This is a genomic window from Bradyrhizobium sp. B097, assembly GCF_038957035.1.
Lineage (GTDB): Bacteria > Pseudomonadota > Alphaproteobacteria > Rhizobiales > Xanthobacteraceae > Bradyrhizobium.
In genome coordinates this window covers 8,143,363-8,164,265 of the sequence record NZ_CP152412.1, presented here as the reverse complement: position 1 = coordinate 8,164,265, position 20,903 = coordinate 8,143,363, and the positions used below count along the sequence as shown (strand labels likewise).

9 protein-coding genes are annotated in these 20,903 nt (G+C 59.9%); all 9 read left to right on the top strand.

Features of this window, described 5'->3' with window-relative positions; all coding sequences use genetic code 11:
- Positions 1-7: 7 nt before the first annotated feature.
- The 9 genes from AAFG07_RS37520 (at position 8) to AAFG07_RS37480 (ending at position 20,881) form a co-directional block, all read left to right on the top strand.
- Positions 8-358, top strand: coding sequence for a YciI family protein (locus tag AAFG07_RS37520; protein WP_342724641.1), 351 nt, complete (start codon positions 8-10; stop codon positions 356-358).
- Between the two features lie 153 nt (positions 359-511).
- Positions 512-1,486, top strand: coding sequence for an AraC family transcriptional regulator (locus AAFG07_RS37515; RefSeq protein ID WP_342724640.1), 975 nt, complete (start codon positions 512-514; stop codon positions 1,484-1,486).
- A gap of 255 nt (positions 1,487-1,741) precedes the next feature.
- On the top strand, positions 1,742-2,167 hold the full coding sequence (locus AAFG07_RS37510; protein WP_342724639.1) for a nuclear transport factor 2 family protein: 426 nt from the start codon (positions 1,742-1,744) through the stop codon (positions 2,165-2,167).
- Between the two features lie 105 nt (positions 2,168-2,272).
- A complete protein-coding gene (locus AAFG07_RS37505) occupies positions 2,273-2,815 on the top strand; it encodes a carboxymuconolactone decarboxylase family protein (protein WP_342724638.1) in 543 nt (180 codons plus the stop codon).
- A gap of 247 nt (positions 2,816-3,062) precedes the next feature.
- A complete protein-coding gene (locus AAFG07_RS37500; RefSeq protein ID WP_342724637.1) occupies positions 3,063-3,272 on the top strand; it encodes an antibiotic biosynthesis monooxygenase in 210 nt (69 codons plus the stop codon).
- A 1,211-nt stretch (positions 3,273-4,483) separates the two neighbouring features.
- Positions 4,484-6,610: a type I secretion system permease/ATPase gene (locus AAFG07_RS37495; protein ID WP_342724636.1), complete on the top strand. Its 2,127-nt coding sequence runs from the start codon at positions 4,484-4,486 to the stop codon at positions 6,608-6,610.
- A complete protein-coding gene (locus tag AAFG07_RS37490) occupies positions 6,597-8,054 on the top strand; it encodes an HlyD family type I secretion periplasmic adaptor subunit (protein WP_342724635.1) in 1,458 nt (485 codons plus the stop codon). The genes AAFG07_RS37495 and AAFG07_RS37490 overlap by 14 nt, the downstream gene beginning before the upstream one ends.
- 5 nt (positions 8,055-8,059) lie before the next feature.
- On the top strand, positions 8,060-8,287 hold the full coding sequence (locus AAFG07_RS37485; protein ID WP_342724634.1) for a hypothetical protein: 228 nt from the start codon (positions 8,060-8,062) through the stop codon (positions 8,285-8,287).
- A gap of 180 nt (positions 8,288-8,467) precedes the next feature.
- Positions 8,468-20,881, top strand: coding sequence for a calcium-binding protein (locus tag AAFG07_RS37480; protein WP_342724633.1), 12,414 nt, complete (start codon positions 8,468-8,470; stop codon positions 20,879-20,881).
- The last annotated feature ends 22 nt before the right edge of the window (positions 20,882-20,903 follow it).

The window sequence follows — 20,903 nt, the reverse complement described above, 5'->3', positions numbered from 1 at the left end:
TAATCCGATGCTGACGGTTGTGCGATGTCTCTACAGGCCCGGCGGCGCGGATGCGCGGCTGAGTATCCGTGACGTTCACCTCGAGTATATGATCGCGAACCGGAACTCTCTGGAGCAAGGCGGCGCGCTGATGGACGAGGACGGCACGGTCAAAGGCATGTTCCTGATCCTGCGGGGCAACCGGGCCGAAGTCGACGGCTTGATGGCCAATGAACCCTATACCCGCGCAGGACTGTTTGAGGCCACCACGATCGAATGTTTCGACCGGTTCGTGCCGCATGCCGATCCACGCTTTCTTGAGAAGCTGCTCATGGCTGCCCGCGAGTGGATCCTGCGAAATGCTCGCTCGCGAGTGTGACACCGACCGAGGTTGGGCGCAAACTGACGGCTTAGCCTTGCATCGTCTCATCGTTCATCACAAGGGACGGTCCGCTTTGAAAATGTTATGATTGACGCGCTGATCCTCGACGCATGCCGGACGCCGAGGGGGCGGCAGTGGAGGAGCTGAAGGGTGAGAACGGGCGTGCAACTCCTCGTTCGACAGTCTCGCGCCGATCTCGATGATCTGGTCACGGCGCTGGATGTCGAATTCCTGGGCTTGGCCGAATGCCTCGTGAGTCCGGGCTGGCGGCTCGAGCTCGGTGGCGGTCCCCCCAGGCCGGCCATCCACTACTGCCTCGCGGGTTCGGGGCTCCTCCGGATCGCAGGTCAGGAGCCGATGGCGGTGAAGCCGCACACTCTCATGGTCATGCCGAAAGGGCTCCTGTTCCAAATTGAGGCGGCCGGAGGGGAGGCAGCCGCTGGCCCCGACACGACGTTACGCGGTCGGGATCAGGTTTTTCCGCCAGGGGCGATCCGCCGCTACGAGGTTGGGGGCGGCCCATATCGGATGATCCTCATCTGCGGGTACTTCTGCGCGCGGTACGGAGCGAACGTCGAGCTGTTTTCCGACCTCATGACGCCAATCGTCGAGCAGTTCGACGAAAGTCATCACCTCGATGTCCGGCTGAAGACTGCCCTGGCCGAGCTCATTACCGAAGAGGTTGGGGCGGGCGCTATGTCGAACGCTCTCCTGAAACAGGTTCTTGTGACGCTGCTACGCCGTTCGCTGAGCTCGATGAACCTTTGGGTCGAGCGCTTCGCGGTGTTGAGCGATCCGCAGATCGCTCGCGCCTTCGCCGACATGGTCGCTCGGCCGAGCGCACCGCATTCGCTAAAGAGCCTGGCCCAGACGGCCGGTCTCAGCCGAACTCTCTTCGCCGAGCGGTTTACGCGGCTGTTCGGCAAGGCGCCCATGGCGACGTTACGGGACCTGAGAATGCGCCAGGCGGTGGCGCTCCTCGGTTCTGGCGAGACGTCGATGGACCAGCTCGCCGAAGACTGCGGCTACAGCGCGCGCACGAGCTTCCTTCGCGCGTTCCAGGCTGTCCATGGGACCACGCCGTACGCTTACCTTAGGAGACTTCGCAATCCGAGCGCCGCCTAGCCGCCGATGGAGCGCGATGCCTGTAGGGCCGCGCTGATGTGCTCCCACAGTGCGGACCACGCCATCGGAATCGCCTCGACCGCTGGCGGCGGGAGCCGACGGCCGGATCCATCCGTTAGCGGCGTCACCTCAGCTGCTTGTCGGCAGCCAAGACAAGCGATTTCCGGATGATCTGCGACAAACGCCGAACGCTCTGAGATTGGGGTTTCGAGCGGCTTGACCCATGTTCCTTGCAGAAATTGCAGGGAGCCACCCATGACCGAAAATACCGATGCGCAGATCCGTTACATCTACGATCGATGGCAAACAACCATCGTCCAGAAGGACGTGGATGGGCTGATCGCGCTCTATGCAGAAGATGCCATATTTGAGACGGCTGCGATCCTGGTCACGCTGAAGGATCGGAAGGCGGGGGTTCTGCGGGGAAAGAGCGAGATCAGGCCATTTTTCGAGGCCGGATTTCGCAAGCTCGGAAACGAGCTCGCCAACTGGTATCGCACCGGGCTGTTCTATTCCAACGGACGGCAGCTGATCTGGGAATATCCGCGCGAGACTCCGAAGGGCGACCAGGTGGATTTGGTCGAGGTCATGGATATTGCCAACGGCCTGATCGCCCATCACCGGGTTTATTGGGGATGGGTTGGCTTCCAAACCCTTGTTGGCGCCCTGAACAAAGCCTGACCGACCCGGGTCAAGGTTGGGCGAAGACGAAGCAAGGACGGCTCGCCGCGGACATCCGGCCGGCATGGCAAAGAGAATCCGCCTGCATCGCAAAGGAGAACTTCAATGTCACGTATAGCGATTCCGAGTCTGGCCGAGGCGCCAGCAGAGACTCATGCGACCCTTGAAGGGGTTGCCAAGCGGCTCGGCTGGACGCCGGCGCTGTTCCGGTTTATGGCCCTCAGCCCCAATACACTCGCTGCCTTCGTGGCCCTATCGGGGACGCTTTCCCGAACCCTGGACGTCGCGACCATCGAATCGATGGGCCTGGCCGTTTCGGAAGACAGCGGCTGCAAGTATTGCGCGCAGTCGCACGTATTCCTGGGCTCCTGGCTCGCGAAGCTTGACGCCGGGGAGCTCGATCTCAATCGCGAAGGCAAATCGCGCGACCCGAAGCGCGCTGCCGCTGTTCGCTTCGCCAAGGCCATCGCAGACAGGCGAGGCAAGGTGAGCGATGAGCAGCTCGCCGATGTGCGCGCGGCCGGGTTCACCGACGGCGACATTGTCGCCATCGCCGGCCTCACGGCGCAGTTCCTGTACACCAACTTCATGAGCAACATCTCCCAGGTCGAGCTCGACTTCCCTGACGTCGTGCCGGCGCAGGCGTGAGCCTGCCGTTGAACAATCCGCCTGTCCGCGGCGCCTCGCGCGTTGGGAGCGGACGTCGACGGCGTCGCGCGAAGGTGTAACAAGACCGATCGCAAAATCGAACTATCGTTCGGGTGCGCTTGCTCTCAAGCCGGCGGGAACTCACTGAACGAATGGATGACAACATGATTGGCGAAGTGATTGTGATTGGCGATCTCAAACGACGCGATGACGCCCCCTCAGCGAATATGACCGGCTAGCCGAACGCATGTACAAGATTGTCAGCGATCTTCCGGGATTCCTGTCGGTCAAGTCGTTCAAGGCGGCTGATGGCGAGGAGTTGACTGTGTTTCGCTTCGCTTCAGAGGAGGCGCTCGAAGCCTGGCGCACGCATCCTGAGCACGTGGAAACCATGAAGCGAGGACATGCCGAATTCTATGCCAGCGGGTTCTTGCAAGTTTGCAGAGTGATCCGGTAAGTCGGCCCCCTTTGAGCACTCCTGATAGCAGTCAGCTGGTCTCTGCGTGCTCCTTGGCTGTTTCCGCACGCTACTCGCCCAACGGACGTCCCGGAACGTCTCCCTTGATGTGCTCTAACGGCGACTGTATTGCGCACAGCTGTCACCGTCCTGTGAGATTGGCGCGAACTGGCAATCCAGGATCCGGCCTACCCTGATATCAGTTTCGCTTAAGCTCAATTCTAAGGGCTTCGTGCCGAGGCCGAATTTTGCAAAGGCGGGTCGCCTGGGGTGGCGCGGAGTATGATGAGATCGCTATCCACTTCCGCAGGACGCCTGCTGAAAGTCGCCTGCTTCGTGCAGCTCCTGGAGATCGTGCCGTGCGTGGCGGCGGAGTTTGGGCCGGATACACGCACGGCGACAGTCGTTCGGGCGGACATGCAACGTGTCTACGTTGCGGATCCAGCTCTCGACCACGTACGCGCGCAGGGATTGCCTGATCTCCTCCGGCTCTCCCGCGACAGCGGCCTTCCTTATGCACAGAACGCGACGCCCGCGACATCGGTAACGGCGGTCGACGGATCCAGCAATGCTGCAGCAACCGAGACAACGCTCGGCGAGGCCGCCGTACTTGTCGGGGCCCTGTAATGGTCTGGCAAAATGATCCGCTGCTCCACGTAGTTGCATTGGGCTCCATCCACCGGAACGTCGAAGCAAGCAGGATGCGCGCTTCGCCTCGGCCCGCATTAGCCACACGGTGCGACTTCCGAGCATCGAAATGTAGCGCGTCATCTGAGCGCTTGGTTCCAATTTTTGTGGAACCGCCATTGTCCAGAGCCCGCGTGAGCGTTCTGTAATTTGCAACTTGTCAGCGTGTCTCTTGCGTGACAAACTGCCGCAGTTAGAAACTGAAGTTGATGGTGGCTAGGGTCAGGAATACGGGTCGTTGATGCGATCGGCGCTGGGGCGTCTCTAAAGATACCACGTTTCTCTTCCACTCGTTGGCAGTGTGACCGGCGCGACGACACGGCAGTGCTCTGCCGCGGTCGCTGAGTCATGTCTCCTTCGATAGGACAAGTGAGAATCTGACACTCGTGGACGTTGCGTCCGACGAGCGGTGATCTTTTGCGCTCATCGAAGGAGTTTGGGGTGTGGCAGGCAAGGTACCTCCACGCCTGGCGGTGGGACGTGCTCGACAGATGCTTGTCGGGCGAGGTTTTGGAAATCGTTCGATGGAAGCGATCAACAATCATTCGGGGCTGCAGTCACTGCAGTTGCTGCTTCGTTTCCATCAGATTTCCATCGATCCGGAACAGATCAGGCATCGTTTCTCGAGTGAAGCGATCGGCGTCACCGAAATGCTTCGCTGTGCCAAGCAGCTGAAATTGAAGGCAAAGGTGGTGTCGGCAAAATGGCCGCAGCTCGCGGCGCTTCCGCTGCCGGCAATTGCCGAGCTGAAGGACGGCGGCTTTCTGATCCTCGGCCGCGCGACAGCCGACGACGTGCTCGTGCAGATACCCGTCGTCGGTCGGCCGCAACGGCTCGGGCGTGCAGAATTTCTCGACAAATGGACCGGTCGCCTGGTCATGATGGCGCGCCGGGCATCGCTTGCTGACCTCGCACGGCGCTTCGACATCACTTGGTTCCTGCAGGCGATGCACAAGTATCGACGCTTGCTCGGCGAAGTGCTGGTGGCCTCGTTCTTCCTGCAGCTGTTCGCATTGGTCACACCACTGTTCTTTCAGGTCGTGACCGACAAGGTGTTGACCCATCGTGGCTTTACGACACTCGACGTTCTGGTGGTCGGGCTGATCACAGTCTCGATTTTTGAGACCGTGCTGGGCGCGCTTCGCACCTATGTGTTCTCGCACACGACCAATCGGATCGACGTCGAACTGGGAACGCGGCTTTTCAAGCATTTGATCGCCCTTCCGATCGCTTATTTCGAGGCGCGTCGGGCGGGCGATTCGGTCGCGCGCGTGCGGGAACTGGAAAACATCCGCAACTTCCTGACCAGCTCCGCGCTGACGCTGGTAGTCGACCTCGCGTTCACCATCGTCTTCCTCGCAGTGATGTTCTACTATTCACCACTTCTCGCCTGGATCGTGGTCGGGTCATTCCCGTTCTATGTCGCGCTGTCGGCCGGGGTGACCCCCGTGTTCCGACGCCGGCTTGAGAAGAAGTTCGACCGCGGCGCCGAGAATCAGGCGTTCCTGGTTGAAAGTGTCACGGCTATCCAGACCTTGAAGGCGATGGCGATTGAGCCACAGATGCAGCGGCGCTGGGAGGAGCAACTTGCCGGGTATGTCGGCTCCAGCTTCGACGTGCTGTCGCTCGGCAACTGGACCAGCCAATTCGTTCAGTTCATCAGCAAGGTTGTTACGGCGCTCACGCTCTATTTTGGCGCCCATCTGGTCATCGAAGGTCAGCTATCGGTCGGTGAACTGATCGCCTTCAACATGCTGGCCGGGCGCGTCGCCCAACCGGTGTTGCGACTGGCGCAGGTTTGGCAGGATTTTCATCAGGCGCGGGTCTCTATCGCGCGGCTGGGTGATATCTTGAACGCCACGCCGGAACCGGCGTTCGATGCTTCCCGAGCAGTGCTGCCGGCGATCCGCGGCGACGTCACCTTCGATCATATTGACTTCCGCTACCGGGTCGACGGCCCACTTGCGCTGCACGACATCTCGCTCAAAGTCGCTGCTGGCCAGGTCATCGGCATCGTTGGCCCCTCGGGCTCGGGAAAATCGACCCTCACAAAGTTGTTGCAGCGCCTTTATGTCCCCGAAGCGGGCCGGGTGCTGATCGATGGCATCGATCTGACGGTGGCCGACGTCGCCTGGCTGCGCCGGCAGGTGGGGGCAGTCCTGCAGGAGAACGTGCTGTTTAACCGCACGATCAGGGAGAATATCGCGCTGGCCGAGCCGGGCATGCCGATGGAGCGGGTGATCGCCGCCGCGGAGCTCGCGGGCGCCCATGAGTTCATTCTTGGACTGCCGGATGGATACAACACGGTGGTCGGGGAGCGGGGCGCGAGCCTGTCGGGCGGCCAGCGCCAACGCATTGCGATCGCCCGGGCGCTGGTCATGAATCCCAGGATCCTCATCTTCGATGAGGCGACCAGCGCGCTCGACTATGAGAGCGAAAGCATCATTCAGCGCAACATGCGCCGGATCTCCGCTGGACGCACCGTCTTTATCATCGCGCACCGGCTGTCGGCCGTGCGGCACGCCGACCGTATCATCACGATTGAAGGCGGACGTCTTGTCGAAGACGGCACCCACGATGAGCTGATGACCAGGGCCGGCCGCTACGCGACATTGCACCAGATCCAGGCGGGGCTTCATGTTGTCGGCTGAGAGCTCTGCCAAGGACAAAGTGAGCGCGAACATTCTCCCGTTCCGGCGGCCGCGTGGCGATACCGCGCGTCAGTTCTTACCCGCGGCGCTCGAGATACTGGAGACGCCGGCCTCTCCGGTCGGCCGCGCCATTGCCGGTACCATCATTCTGTTCTTTGCCATTGCGATCGCCTGGGCAACCTTCGGGCATGTCGACATCATTGCGACCGCGCCGGGCAAGATCGTGCCAACGGGGCGCACCAAGACGATACAGCCGCTCGACACGGGAATTGTATCCGCTATTCATGTCCAGGATGGCGACCACGTCGTGTCGGGCCAGATCCTGGTCGAAATGGATCGGACGGTGACCCAGGCTGAACGCCAGCATGTACAAAAGGACCTGACCGCGAGCCAGCTCGATGTCGCTCGTCTCGAAGCCCTGCGTGACAGCTTCGATGCCCGCGAGGCACCCCTTAACCTAGTCGCGCCGGCAGCTGCACCAGCGACGGATGTCTCGCGTGCTCGATTGGCGGAGCAGGCGCAAGCGGCCGAACAGTCGGCAAAGCTGGCGTCGATCACGCGACAGATCGAGCAAAAAGTCGCCGAGGCCCGATCGATCGACGCCGCTATTGATAAGATCGATGCGTCGATGCCAATGGTCGAGGAAACTGCGACCGTCCGGCGCAAGGCCATGGAAATCCAGTATGGCAACCGTATCGCCTATCTCGATGCGCAGACCCATTTGGTCGACCAGCAAAATGAACGGATCGTTCAGCAGCGAAAACTGGCGGAGCTGACGGCTGCAAAACAGGCGCTCGAGCAGCAGTTTGGCCAAACCAAGGCCGGCTACGAGCGCCAGGTGCTCAGTGATCTCGCGGATGCACAGAAGAAGGTCGACGAGTTCGCACAGGATCTCGTCAAGGCCGAGCGAAAGATGGATGAACAGGTTCTGCGGTCTCCGATCGACGGGACCGTTCAGCAACTCATCCTTCACACCGTGGGTGGTGTCGTAACTCCAGCGCAGCAGTTGATGCTGATTGTGCCGGCCGACAGCCATCTCGAGGCGGAGGCCATGATTTCGAACCGGGATATCGGGTTTGTCAGCGCCGGCCAGTTCGCTGAAGTCAAGATCGATACTTTCAACTTCACGCGCTATGGTCTGCTGCATGGCAGGGTGACCAGCGTATCGCAGGATGCGATAGTGCGCGACAAGCCGAATGAAAAGGCATCTGCGGGCAAGACAAGCGGCGCATTGTCGGACTCCAGTGAGCCGGAAGGGCAGGAGCTCGTGTACTCCGCGCGCGTTGCGCTCGATGAAACCCAGATGCAGATCGATGACAAGCTCGTCGGTCTTGCGCCCGGTATGGCTGTCACAGTGGAAATCAAGACCGGCACCAGACGAATCATCGAATATCTCATGTCACCGGTGCTTCGCTATCGGCAGGAAAGCTTGAGGGAAAGATAGACGAGATGTTGCTTAACAGCTTCACGGGTGTAGCGTTGGCCGTCGCATTGTGTGTGGCGCTCGGCTTCTACGCGCTAATGCAAGATCGTCTTAGACGAAAACTCGACATCTCTATCTCCCCGTCATCTTGGCAGAACATCCCCAAGGCTTTCTCAGCACGGGAGTTCTATCTTGGCCTTGCCGCGTTCGCTGTGATTTTGATCATCATCGGCATCGCCGCCTTCCTGAGCTAGCTCTCACGCAAGCAAGATTTTCGCTTTAGCAACCAAGTGCTCGCGGGATTTCCACTATGGAATTTCTACCAACCGCAACTCGACAAGTGCGCGTTTCGCGAGACCAATTGTCAGCTCTTTCGGCGTAATTCGTAGACAAAACCGTAGCGCTAGGGATGGCGCAACAGAAGGAAGCAAGCAGTGGTGGATTCAAGCTTTCGCGGACTTACGCTCTCGTACGGTGGCAGTTATTATCTCAGTGGTATCGACAAGGCCAAACCTGGCGAGGGACCACAGACATATGACGCAGGGGCCGGCGGATATGTCACAGCTTTCGGTGGGAACGCGAACGATGGATTCGGTGCATACCTATCCCTAAGTGGACCACAAACGCAGTCGAATGGCCTTGGCCGAGTCGCCATACCGGGCGCTGAGTTCGGCGAACAAGCGTCACTTATCTTCGGCAACGCCAACGATATGGGTGGTTTCTCTGCCTACTACGGATTTCATCTCGGGGTGGCTGGCTTATACATAGGCAGTCCCCTGGAAGGTTCAGGCGGCCTGAATGGTTACTCCGTTACGCTAACGTTGGGATTAGGCTTCGACATCAAGACTGGGCAAGTTCAGTATACGCAGCCATTCCCGCTCACTGGCGCGAATCTCGATGGTTCTTCGTGGACGGACCCATCGTTCTCCCCTGGACCGTGGCCTGGTGATCAAGTCCCTCTAACATCAATTCCTGGCGCCGGCCTCCAGATCGACGGAGCAATACCGACGCCAGCAGAATGGCCGGTTAACCCAGACTTTCCGTCCGTTCCCTATCTTCAAGAGTATCAGCAATATGAGCAGAGTGCGCTCAGCGGTAGCACTGGTGTAGATATTGGTTCGGAACTAGGAAATCTGACTTCAAGCTCTTCGGGTCAGAGCCCTTCGTTTCAACCTGTCGCGGACCTTCCAGAATTTCAGCTTTATCAGCAGTTGACGTCTGGCACCGGCAATCCGGGCGACTCGAATCTCTCTTCGAGTCAATCCGCTCAATCAACCGATGACGTCTTCCAACAAGCAATCGACAATATTGGATCGACCAATCAGACGATCAGCAACGAATGGTCGAACGCGGCTAACTCGACCAGCGACACAACGTCTGGCCAAACCACATATCCGCAAAACCCTGTCACAGTTGATCCGAGTGGCAAGCCGACATCCAACTCAGGCAACGGGAATAGTGGTAATCCGGACAACAACAATTCGAACGACGGCGGCACGGACAATCCGACGGACGGTCAGAGCAGTGGAGACGGCGGTGGCGATGGAGGTGATGGTCCGGTCGTTCTCGACCTCACCGGCAATGGCATCAACATCACCAAGCTGACGTCGTCGAACACTTTCGTCGATTCGACTGGTGACGGCTTCAAGAACCGGACGGCGTGGGCGGGTGCCGGCAATGCCGTGCTGTTCTTTGACCCCAACAACACCAATACGATCACGCAGGCCAACCAGATCGCATTCAAGGATTGGGATCCGACGGCAACGACCGACATGCAGGCGTTGCTCGATGTGTTCGATACCAATCACGACGGCAAGCTGGATGCTGGCGATGCGGGCTTTGCCGACTTCAAGTTGATGGTCACTAACGCGGATGGCACTCAGAGCGTGATATCGTTGGCCGATGCCGGCATAACGTCGATCGATCTTTCGGCCAATAATGTCCATCAGCAGCTGTCGGACGGCTCCTCGATCGACGGCGAGACGACGTACACGACGACGTCGGGGGCGACCGGGACTGCCGCTACGGTGACCTTTGCCTACGATTCGCAGGGGTATGCCGTCCGCACGACGACCTCGACCGATGCCACGACGGGTGTCGTGACCGTCGACAACAAGGCCCTCAACAGTGATGGAAGTCTCGCCAACGAGACGATTTCTATCACCAGCGCCGATGGGAAGACCAGGACCGTCGAGTATGATCTGAATGGTGACGGCCAGATCGATGTGGTCCAGACCGACAATACCGTCACCAGCGCTGGGGTGACGACCGAGACGCTCACGGACGCGACGCTTGCCGGCGTTTTGATCGACCGGACCGTCACCGTGACGTCCGTCGACCCCTCGACGGGTATCAAGACGGTGACGATCGACCGCGATGCCAATGGCAGCATTGTCGGTGGGGTCTACGTCTCCTCGCAGCACGAGGTCGACACGACCAGCAACGGGCTGACGACCGTCCTGCTGCAGGATCTCAATCCGGATGGCTCGATCAAGGATCAGACCGCTAGGACGCCGAGCGAGGGTGGTCTGATCAGCACGGTCCAGTACGACATCAATGGCGACGGCGTCTTCGATCTGACCACGGTCACGGCGACCGTCGTCGACGCAACGACCGGAACTCGTACCACCACGGTGACGGACAGGAACGCCGACGGGTCCGAGCGAGATCAAACGGTCACCGTCGCATCCGCCGATGGCCAGTCCAAGACGGTCACGAGCGATCTCAACGGTGACGGCGTGGTCGACCTGACGACAACGTCGAATATCGTCCAGGGAACGAGCTCGGGCATCGTCGCGGGAGTTCTGGGCGCAACGACGACCATCGTTGAGACCGCTGCGAACGGTGCGCTGATTAGCGAGGTCGTTCGGTTCGAGAGCAATGATGGCCTGATCAAGGTTGTGCAATCAGACACGACCGGTGCCGGAACGAGCGCAGCGCCGGTGTTCAACCGTACCACTACCGATGTTACGGTCGTGGATGGGACAACGGGCACTCGCACGGAGACGGTGATCGATCGAAATGCCGACGGCTCCCTGCTGGACCAGAGGCTCACGATCATTGGGACCGACGGAATTTCGCGCACCACGGAGCTGGACACGACCGGTTCAATCGGCAACTCCGGAAGCAGCGTTTTCGACAAGGTCGAGACGGTTGCCGTTGGCGCGGCCGGTTCGATTGTCGATACGGCATCGACCTACGCGGTGAATGGGACGCTCATCGGCCGCACGGTGATTACGACCAGCGCGGACGGCCTGACCAAAACAGTACAGGCCGATCTCGATGGCAACGGAACCATAGACTGGACGACGACGACCACAACGGCGGCGATTGCCGGCGGTGGCTCGACCGTTACAATGACCGACGCCGCTGGTAACGGCACGATCGTCGATTCAACGGTCAAGACGACGTCGGCCGATGGCCTCACGATCACAACTCAGAGCGATGTAGGAGGAGACGACCTTAGGTCGACCGATGCGACGACGGTCGACGCCTCGACCGGGGTGCGGACTGAAACGGTTTCGGTTGCGAGTGCCAACGGCACGCTCGAGAGCCAAGTTGTAACTGTCACCAGCGCCGATCGCAACAACGAGACCGTCAGCAGCGATTTCAATGGCGATGGGCATGTCGACCAGGTCGAGACCATCGTCAAGCAGAGCAGCGGCTCGGTGGTCGATACCGTCTCGAGCTATGCGTCCGACGGGACCCTTGTTGCTCAGACGGTCTCCACCACCAGCGCCGATGGTCTGTCCAAGGCGGTCACGAGCAATGTTGACGGGAAGGTCGATTCGACTACGACCGACAGCACGGTTCTCAATGCCGACGGCAGCCGGACCGAGACCGTGACGCGATCCAGCAACGACGGCAGCCAGGTCAGCCAGACCGTTACGACCGTCGGTGCGACCGGCCTCTCGAGCACGGTGACCCGGAACATCGACGGCAAGGTCGATGGCACGACCAGCGATATCACGGTTCTTAACGCGGACGGGAGCCGGACCGAAACCGTCTCTTCGTTCGATTCGACGGGAGCCAAGATCAGCTCGACCGCAACCACGACCTCCGCGAACGGCCTCTCCGCAACCACGCTGATCGACGAGAATGGCGACGGGGTCACGGACGTGACGCGGTCCGACAGTGTCATGATCGGGGCCAATGGCAGCCGCACCGAAACGATCACCAACACCAATGCCAACGGCACGTTGCGCAACCAGACCGTGACGACGACATCGGCGAATGGCCTCAATAGCACTGCCGATTCCGATACGACCGGCGACGGCGCCATCGATCGCATTGTGTCGGTTGTGACGCTGACCGACGGGGATGTGGTCAAGACGACGTCGATCCAGAACCAGGACGGGAGCCTCGTTGGATCAACCGTCACGACGATGTCGGCAAACGGCCTGTCGCGGACGACGCAGACCGATGCCAATGGTGACGGCATCTTCGATGAGACGCGCACCGATGTGACCGTGCTCAACGCCGATGGCAGCCGAACGGAGACTGTTACCGACGTGGTGGGAACCACGACGGTCAGCAGCGCCGTGACGACGACCTCGGCGGACCGGACGTCGACAACGTCGACAACTACGACTGACGGCGTCTTGCAGGAAATCGATTCCTCGGTGACCAGCTATGGTTCCGATGGGAGCAGAACGCAGACCGTAACCGTCAAGAGCGGTGACGGCACGACGCAGAGCACGACCGTTACGACGACCAGCGCCGATCGCAAGACGACGACCGTTCAGAAGAACACCTACGGTCCGACGCCCCGAAGCTCGATCGAAACGAGGGCGACGCAGACGGACGGCTCTATTGTCGATACGCTCAGCGACTACGACGCTTTAGGGGCTTTGGTCGCGCGGGCCCTGACGACGACATCGGCCAATGGCTTGTCGGTTACAACGGCTTTCGACGACAATGGTGATGGTTCGGTCGACGAGACCGAGCGTGACGTCAAGTCCATCGGAGTCAACGGAAGCGTCACCGAAACGTTCTCGGACAGCAGCAATGCGCTGCATGCGATCTCCGGCGGATACACCGAATCCGCATCCGTCGTCACGGTGACGTCCGCGAACGGTCTATCCAGGACTATCACGACGACGGGGACGAACGGTCAAGCCTCTCTCGACCATTCGGCCGTCATCGCCACCGTGATCAATGCCGACGGCAGCCAGACCACGACGGACACCGAGACGGTCGGCGCCGCACAGGACGTTGCCGCGACCACCGTCGATCGTACCGGCCTGACGGTCACCAAGGAATGGTCGACGCTCGGTAACGGTGTGTTCGATCATGTCGACGTGATGGCGACGAACCTCGATGGCAGCACGACCGAGACAATTACGAACCTGAACGCGGACGGCAGCACGGGCGAGTTCAAGACCATCAACGTCAGCCAGGACGGCCGTACCAAGACGATCTCCGACATGACCAGTGAGCATGGCCTGGTCAACACCGCCGTCACGAGCATAACGCCGAGCACCAATGGCGATACGGTCAGGGTGACGACCAACACGAATGGGTCCGGAACGCTGATCAGCAAGGTTACCGAGACCCGTTCCGCAAACGGTTTCTCGGATACGATCGGCATCGACACAAACGGGGACGGTACAGTCGACGAGAGCGAGACGAACACGACAGTCTTGAACGCGGACGGTAGCCGGACGGTTACACTCGTTAACACGTTCCAGCGTATTGAAGGCGATTCCTCCGAAACGTGGACCGAACAGCATGTGACGACCACGTCGGCGGACGGCCTGAGCGTGACGACAGCAATATACATAGGCGATGTTCTCAACCGGCAGACGACGAGCGTAAAGACAAACAACAGCGACGGATCAACGACTGTTGCGATCACGCAAAAGGCCATGGCCTCAGATCCGGACGTTGGGCTTTACCTGGAAGTCGTCGGTTCGACCGACACGACGACGAGTGCTGACGGCAAGTCCGTCACTACGACCCACTATGCCTACGGAGACGGTAGCCCGGACGAGGTCAAAACTTCGAAAACTGCGGCGAACGGCGTCACTACGGTGACGGATACCGACTACGATCTCCTTGGTCGCATCACGGACCAGACAATTACCACGACGTCGGCAGATCAACGGGACGTCACAATCGCTCGCAACAACCTGCAAAAGCCGGCCTCGGATACGCTAGAGACCACGCTCGTCAGTGCCGATGGCTCGTGCAGCTATTCCTGGACCGAACAGAACAGCACCGGAACCTATGTGGTCGTCGCCGATCATCTGGTGGACAGCAACGGTATCGACACTGTCTCTCTCACCCAGAACGGAATCGAGACCACCTACAAAATTGCGCAATCGCAGGAGGCCGCTGATCTGGCAGAAATACAGCGCATCTATTGGGTTGCGCTCGGGCGCATGATGAAACCGGAGGAAGGGCAGACCTGGCTGAAATACCTGACGCCATCCGGGCTTGACGTCAGGCAACTGGCCAGTGACTTGCTTGCTACCGTGGGTTTCGGCACGACGCCTTCGTCGGGGGGATCGGGAGATTCTACGCCGAGCTTCAGCTCGAATTTCACGAGTGATCTCGGTGTCGGGGTTTCAATGTCGGGCCTCGACTACGGCGACGCCGACTTTGTCAGCTCGATGTATCAGAATACGTTCGGCCGGCAAGCGAGTGATGCCGAGCTGAATACGTGGACATCGCAGCTCGCCGCCGGCAGCATCACCCGGGCCGATGTCGTCCTCGACCTGTCGAGACTCCAAGGGCAGATCACCTCCAACGTGCTGGCGTCCAATGGCGATATGAGCGTCGAGTATCGCCCTGACGGTAAGAGACACTTGATCAGACCGGACCGTCACTGGACGTATAAAATTATCATCCACTGGCCGGATGATCCGCCGCCCAATCCGCGAGATCCACTGGTGATCAACTTTGGTACTGGAGATCTCCAGCTTACCTCTCTGGCCAACTCGCAAGCTCACTTCGACTTTACGGGCTCGGGTTTCGCCACCCAGACCGGCTGGATCGGCGCGAATGAAGGTATTCTCATCCTCGACAATGGTCAGGGAGGAAGCACGATCACGCCTGATGAGCTGCTTGGCGCAAAATCCGGTGACGGCTTTCAGGATCTGGCGGCGCTCGACAGCAATCATGATGGCGTCATCGACGCAAACGATGCCGCTTTTTCGCAGCTCAAGGTGTGGACGGACCAGAACCTCAACGGGCAGCTCGACGCCGGTGAACTGGAATCGCTGAGTGATCTTGGAATCACCTCGATATCGTTATCGACGTCGCCTGTTAATCTGACGGTCAGCGGCAATCAGGTCGTCGAGCAGGCGACGGTCATGATCAACGGGGTGGCGCACGTTATCTCGGAAGTCGAGTTCTCGACCAACACGGTCAATACGATTTATACACCGCCGGCCGACTTTACCTACACGCCGGAAGCACTGAATCTGCCAGATCTCGCGGGTTTTGGAAAGCTTCCAAGTCTGCAAGTCGCGATGTCGCAGAACGCGACGTTGCTCTCCGACGTCAAGAATGTCGTTCTCTATGCAGGGCAGATGACCGGCGCGCAATTCGACGCGGCGTTTCAGGTGCTGCTGTACGAATGGGCCGGCGCTTCGGGCATCGATCCCGCCAGCCGCGGCCCTTACATTGACGCCCGCCAGCTGGCCGTTGTCTATGCATATTACGGCATCGATCCCACGTCTCAGCCAGCCTATGCTCTCAACCCGAACTCTCACACGGGCCCACAATGGGAGAGGATCTATCAGGGACTGGTAGGAGCGATTGAAGTCCGCTTCGCCAGCCAAATCATCGACAGCCTTTTTGCGAACGGCGTCGACATTGCATCGCTCCAGTCGAACCCGTTCGTGGCCCTCTCTGATATTGGCTACGATCCCACGACGGACGACATATCCGTCAATTTTGATGAGCTTGTGACTTCGATTGTCTCGCACGCGCCGACGGATGCGGCGACCGCCGGTAGTAACTACTACGACCTCACGTTCCGGGTTGTGCGCGGATTGAGCAAAGATCTGTTCGCAGGCGACACGCTGGCGCTGGCAACCCAGGCGCTGACAGATCTCACACGCCGGGGGGTTACCTCGACCGTCGAGAAAGTTGCGGCTACCGCGCTCGGGGTCAACATCTATGACGAGGGGGCGGCAGTCGGAGCGATATCAATTGGAGCGACAAGGGGTGTTGTCTTCATGGGGTCCGGTGACAAGACAATCACTGGAGGAGTGGGCGACCTGTATGTTTACTCATCAGATGGCGGCAACGACATAGTCGGGGATACCGGCTTCGGGGCGAATTTGATGATGACTGGGGTCGCTTCATCAAATGTCATCTTACAAGCCGACACAGCGGGTGATCTTATCATCAAGCGGCTCGATACCGGGACCAGCGTCACCTTTGAAGGCGAGCTCGGGCTGGATATTGCCAGCCGGACGAATTCCCGTTTGAGCACGATCGCGTTTGGGGACGGGGTGACGTGGACATTGCCGCAGAACCTGACCTTCACCTGGACAGGCACTGCAACTGACACAACGCTTACGGGGGTGGTCTATGGTCCCAATATTTTCAACCTGGGACCTGGCGGCGACGTTGTAAACGCCAAGACGGCCAACGATCTCTTCGTCTTTGGGAAGGGCGACGGCCAGGCGACCGTGAATCTCGCCGGCGGCGGCCTGTTGAAAATGGGCGCCGGCATCACGGCGTCGGATCTGATCCTGCAGTCCAATGCCAACGGCGATCTCATCATCAAGCTCGTCACCACCGGTGACAGCATTACCCTGGTGCATGATCTGGGGAAGGATATCGCCAGCCGGCCTAACAGTGTTGCTGGCGCGATCGAATTCGCTGACGGATCTTCGATCAATCTAAGTCAGCCCCTGACGTACTCGTACACCGGCACAACGACCGATACGACGCTGGTCGGGAGCACCTTTGGCTCGAACGTCTTCGATCTCGGGCCCGGCGGCGATACCGTCACAGCGGGGTCTGCAACCGACGAGTTCGACTTCGACAAGGGCGATGGTCAGGCGACGGTCACGCTCGATGGGGGCGGGACCGTCAAGATGGCCGCCGATGTTGCTCCGTCGGACGTGATCCTGCAGTCCAACGCCAACGGCGATCTGATCATCAAGGTCGGCTCCGGTGACAGCATTACCCTGTTGCATGATCTCGGGAAGGATATTGCCAGCCGGCCGAACAGCGTTGCAGGCGCGATTGAATTCGCCGACGGATCTTCGATCAATCTAAATCAGCCCCTGAGGTTCTCGTACACCGGCACACCGACCGATACGACGCTGGTCGGGAGCACCTTTGGTTCGAACATCTTCGATCTCGGGCCCGGCGGCGATACCGTCACCGCGGGATCTGCAACCGACGAGTTCGACTTCGACAAGGGCGATGGTCAGGCGACGGTTACCCTCGATGGGGGCGGAACCGTCAAGATGGCCGCCGATGTTGCTCCGTCGGACGTGATCCTGCAGTCCAATGCCGAAAACGATCTCATCATCAAGCTGGTCGGCACCGGTGACAGCATCACCCTGCTGCATGATCTGGGGAAGGATATTGCCAGCCGGCCGAACAGCGTTGCTGGCGCGATTGAATTCGCTGACGGATCTTCGATCAATCTAAATCAGCCCCTGACGTACTCGTACACCGGCACACCGACCGATACGACGCTGGTCGGGAGCACCTTTGGTTCGAACATCTTCGATCTCGGGCCCGGCGGCGATACCGTCACCGCAGGATCTGCAACCGACGAATTCGACTTCGACAAGGGCGATGGTCAGGCGACGGTCACACTCGATGGGGGCGGAACTGTCAAGATGGCCGCCGATGTTGCTCCGTCGGACGTGATCCTGCAGTCCAATGCCGAAAACGATCTCATCATCGAGCTTGTCGCTACCGGCGATAGCATTACCCTGCTGCATGATCTCCGGAAGGATATTGCCAGCCGTCCGGGCAGTGTTGTTGGCGCGATCGAATTCGCCGACGGATCTTCGATCGACCTGAATCAGCCCCTGACCTTCACCGAGATCGGGACGGCCGGCGATACAAACCTCGTAGGGAGCAATTTCGGTCCAAACATTTTCATTCTGGGAGCTGGCGGCGACACGGTAACCGCTACGACCGCCAACGATGTCTTCGAATTCGGCAAGGGTGATGGGCAAGCCATCGTGACACTTGCAGGCGGTGGAACGGTAAAGATGGCGGAAGGAATCGCACCATCGGACGTTGTACTGCAGGCCAACCAAGCCGGTGATCTTACGATCAAGCTGCTCGACACGGGTGACAGTATCACGCTGCTGCGGGACTTGAACATCAGCAGCCAAACGACCTCGCTTGCAACGATCACGTTCGCGGATGGCACGACATGGGATAGTGCAACAATCGGCTCAAATGTCGTCATCGTCGGCACCAACATTGTGAACTATAGCAAGGGCGATGGTGCGCTGGATGTCCCGCTGAACCGTGGCACAACCGTCATCGACTTCGGCAGCGGGATCTCGGCACAGGACCTGTTCTTCCAGGCTCAGGACAGCACGGGCGACCTGACGATCACATTCGCTGGCAACAGCAGCGACAAGATCACGATCCACAAGGATCTGAGCTTCAGCAATGGCGCGATTTCCAGTGGTGTCACACAGCTCAACTTCAGTGACGGCAGCTCGATCAACCTGGACGACCCGCTGACCTACACCTGGCTTGCGAACCAGACGTGGGACACGCTTACGGGCAGCGGGTTTGGATCGAATGTTTATGACATCACGGCCGGCCGCGCGACCGTCGACTTTCCCAACGCTCCGGTCGTTGCCGGTACCAACGTCGTGAACTACGCTGCGGGTTCGGGACAGGCGGCCATCAATCTGGACGGCGGGACCGGCGAGCTCGACTTCGGAGCGGGCATCTCGGCCTCGAATCTCGTGTTTGCGGCGGACAGCTCCGGCGACCTCACGATCGGGGTTGCCGGCAGCAGCGACACCATCCAGATCAACGGCGACCTGGTCGCGCAGGGCAATGGGACCTTCACCAGCGGGATCAACAAGCTGCGCTTCAGCGACGGGTCGGTCGAATATCTCGGGTCAAGCGCCGGCGGAAGCGGACCGTTGACCTTCACCTGGCTTGCGAACCAGACGTGGGACACGCTCACGGGAAGCGGGTTCGGATCGAACGTCTATGACATCACGGCCGGCCGCGCGACCGTCAACTTTCCAAGCGCCCCGGCCGTTGCCGGCACCAACATCGTGAATTACGCTGCGGGTTCGGGACAGGCGGCCATCAACCTGGACGGCGGGACCGGCGAGCTCGACTTCGGAGCGGGCATCTCGGCCTCGAATCTCGTGTTTGCGGCGGACAGCTCCGGCGACCTCACGATCGGGGTTGCCGGCAGCAGCGACACCATCCAGATCAACGGCGACCTGGTCGCGCAGGGCAATGGGACCTTCACCAGCGGCATCAACAAGCTGCGCTTCAGCGACGGGTCGGTCGAATATCTCGGGTCAAGCGCCGGCGGAAGCGGACCGCTGACCTTCACCTGGCTTGCGAACCAGTCGTGGGACACGCTCACAGGAAGCGGGTTCGGATCGAACGTCTATGACATCACGGCCGGCCGCGCGGCCGTCAACTTCCCCAGCGCCCCGGCCGTTGCCGGCACCAACATCGTGAACTACGCTGCGGGTTCGGGACAGGCGGCTATCAATCTGGACGGCGGGACCGGCGAGATCGACTTCGGTGCCGGCATCTCGGCCTCGAACCTCGTGTTTACGGCGGACAGCTCCGGCGACCTCACGATCGGGGTTGCCGGCAGCAGCGACACCATCCAGGTCAATGGCGACCTGGTCGCGCAGGGCAACGGGACCTTCACCAGCGGCATCAACAAGCTGCGCTTCAGCGACGGGTCGGTCGAGTATCTCGGCTCGAGCCCCGGTGAAAACGGACCGTTGACCTTCACCTGGCTTGCGAACCAGTCGTGGGACACGCTCACGGGAAGCGGGTTTGGATCGAACGTCTATGACATCACGGCCGGCCATGCAGTCGTCGACTTCCCAAGCGCCCCGGCCGTTGCCGGCACCAACATCGTGAACTACGCCGCCGGTTCGGGACAGGCCGCTATCAATCTGGACGGTGGGACCGGCGAGATCGATATAGGGTCCGGCCTATCGGCGAGCGACGTGTACCTGCAGACCGACAACAGTGGTGATCTTGTCATAGGTATTGATGGTGATCCCGGCGACACAATTACCGTGAACCATGATCTGACGGACAACGGTGGCACGGTGTCCAGCGGGATCAGTCAAATCCGGTTTGCCGATGGCTCCGGCATCGACATCGGGCAAGGGACATCGCCAACCTTCACCTGGATCGGTGTTGGCAATGCGTCGATGCAAGGCAGCAGCTACGGAGCGAACATCTTCGATTTGGGGCCCGGCAGTGAATCGGCGACTGGCGGGACTACAAGCGGCGGCGGCAACGGAAACAACACCTACGTCGTTTCGTCGAGCACCGGTCAGGCCACGATCAATGCCAACGCGAGTCCGGGATCGACGAACGAACTCGATTTTGTTGGAGGGATTACCGACGAAAATCTGTGGTTCCAGCAATCCGGGAACGATTTGAAGATCGATCTTCTGGGAACCGACACTCAGGTCAACATCGCCGGCTGGTTTAATGGTGGCGCAAGCCAGTTACAGGAAATCAATGCCGCGGGATTGAAAATCGATAGCCAGATATCCCAGCTTGTCCAGGCAATGGCGACCTATTCCGCAAGCAATGCCGGCTTTGATCCGACGTCGTCGAGCATCACCACCATTCCCAACGATGCGAGTCTCCAAAATGCGGTTGGTGCAGCTTGGCACTGATGAGCGCCGTGCCATTCGAGAT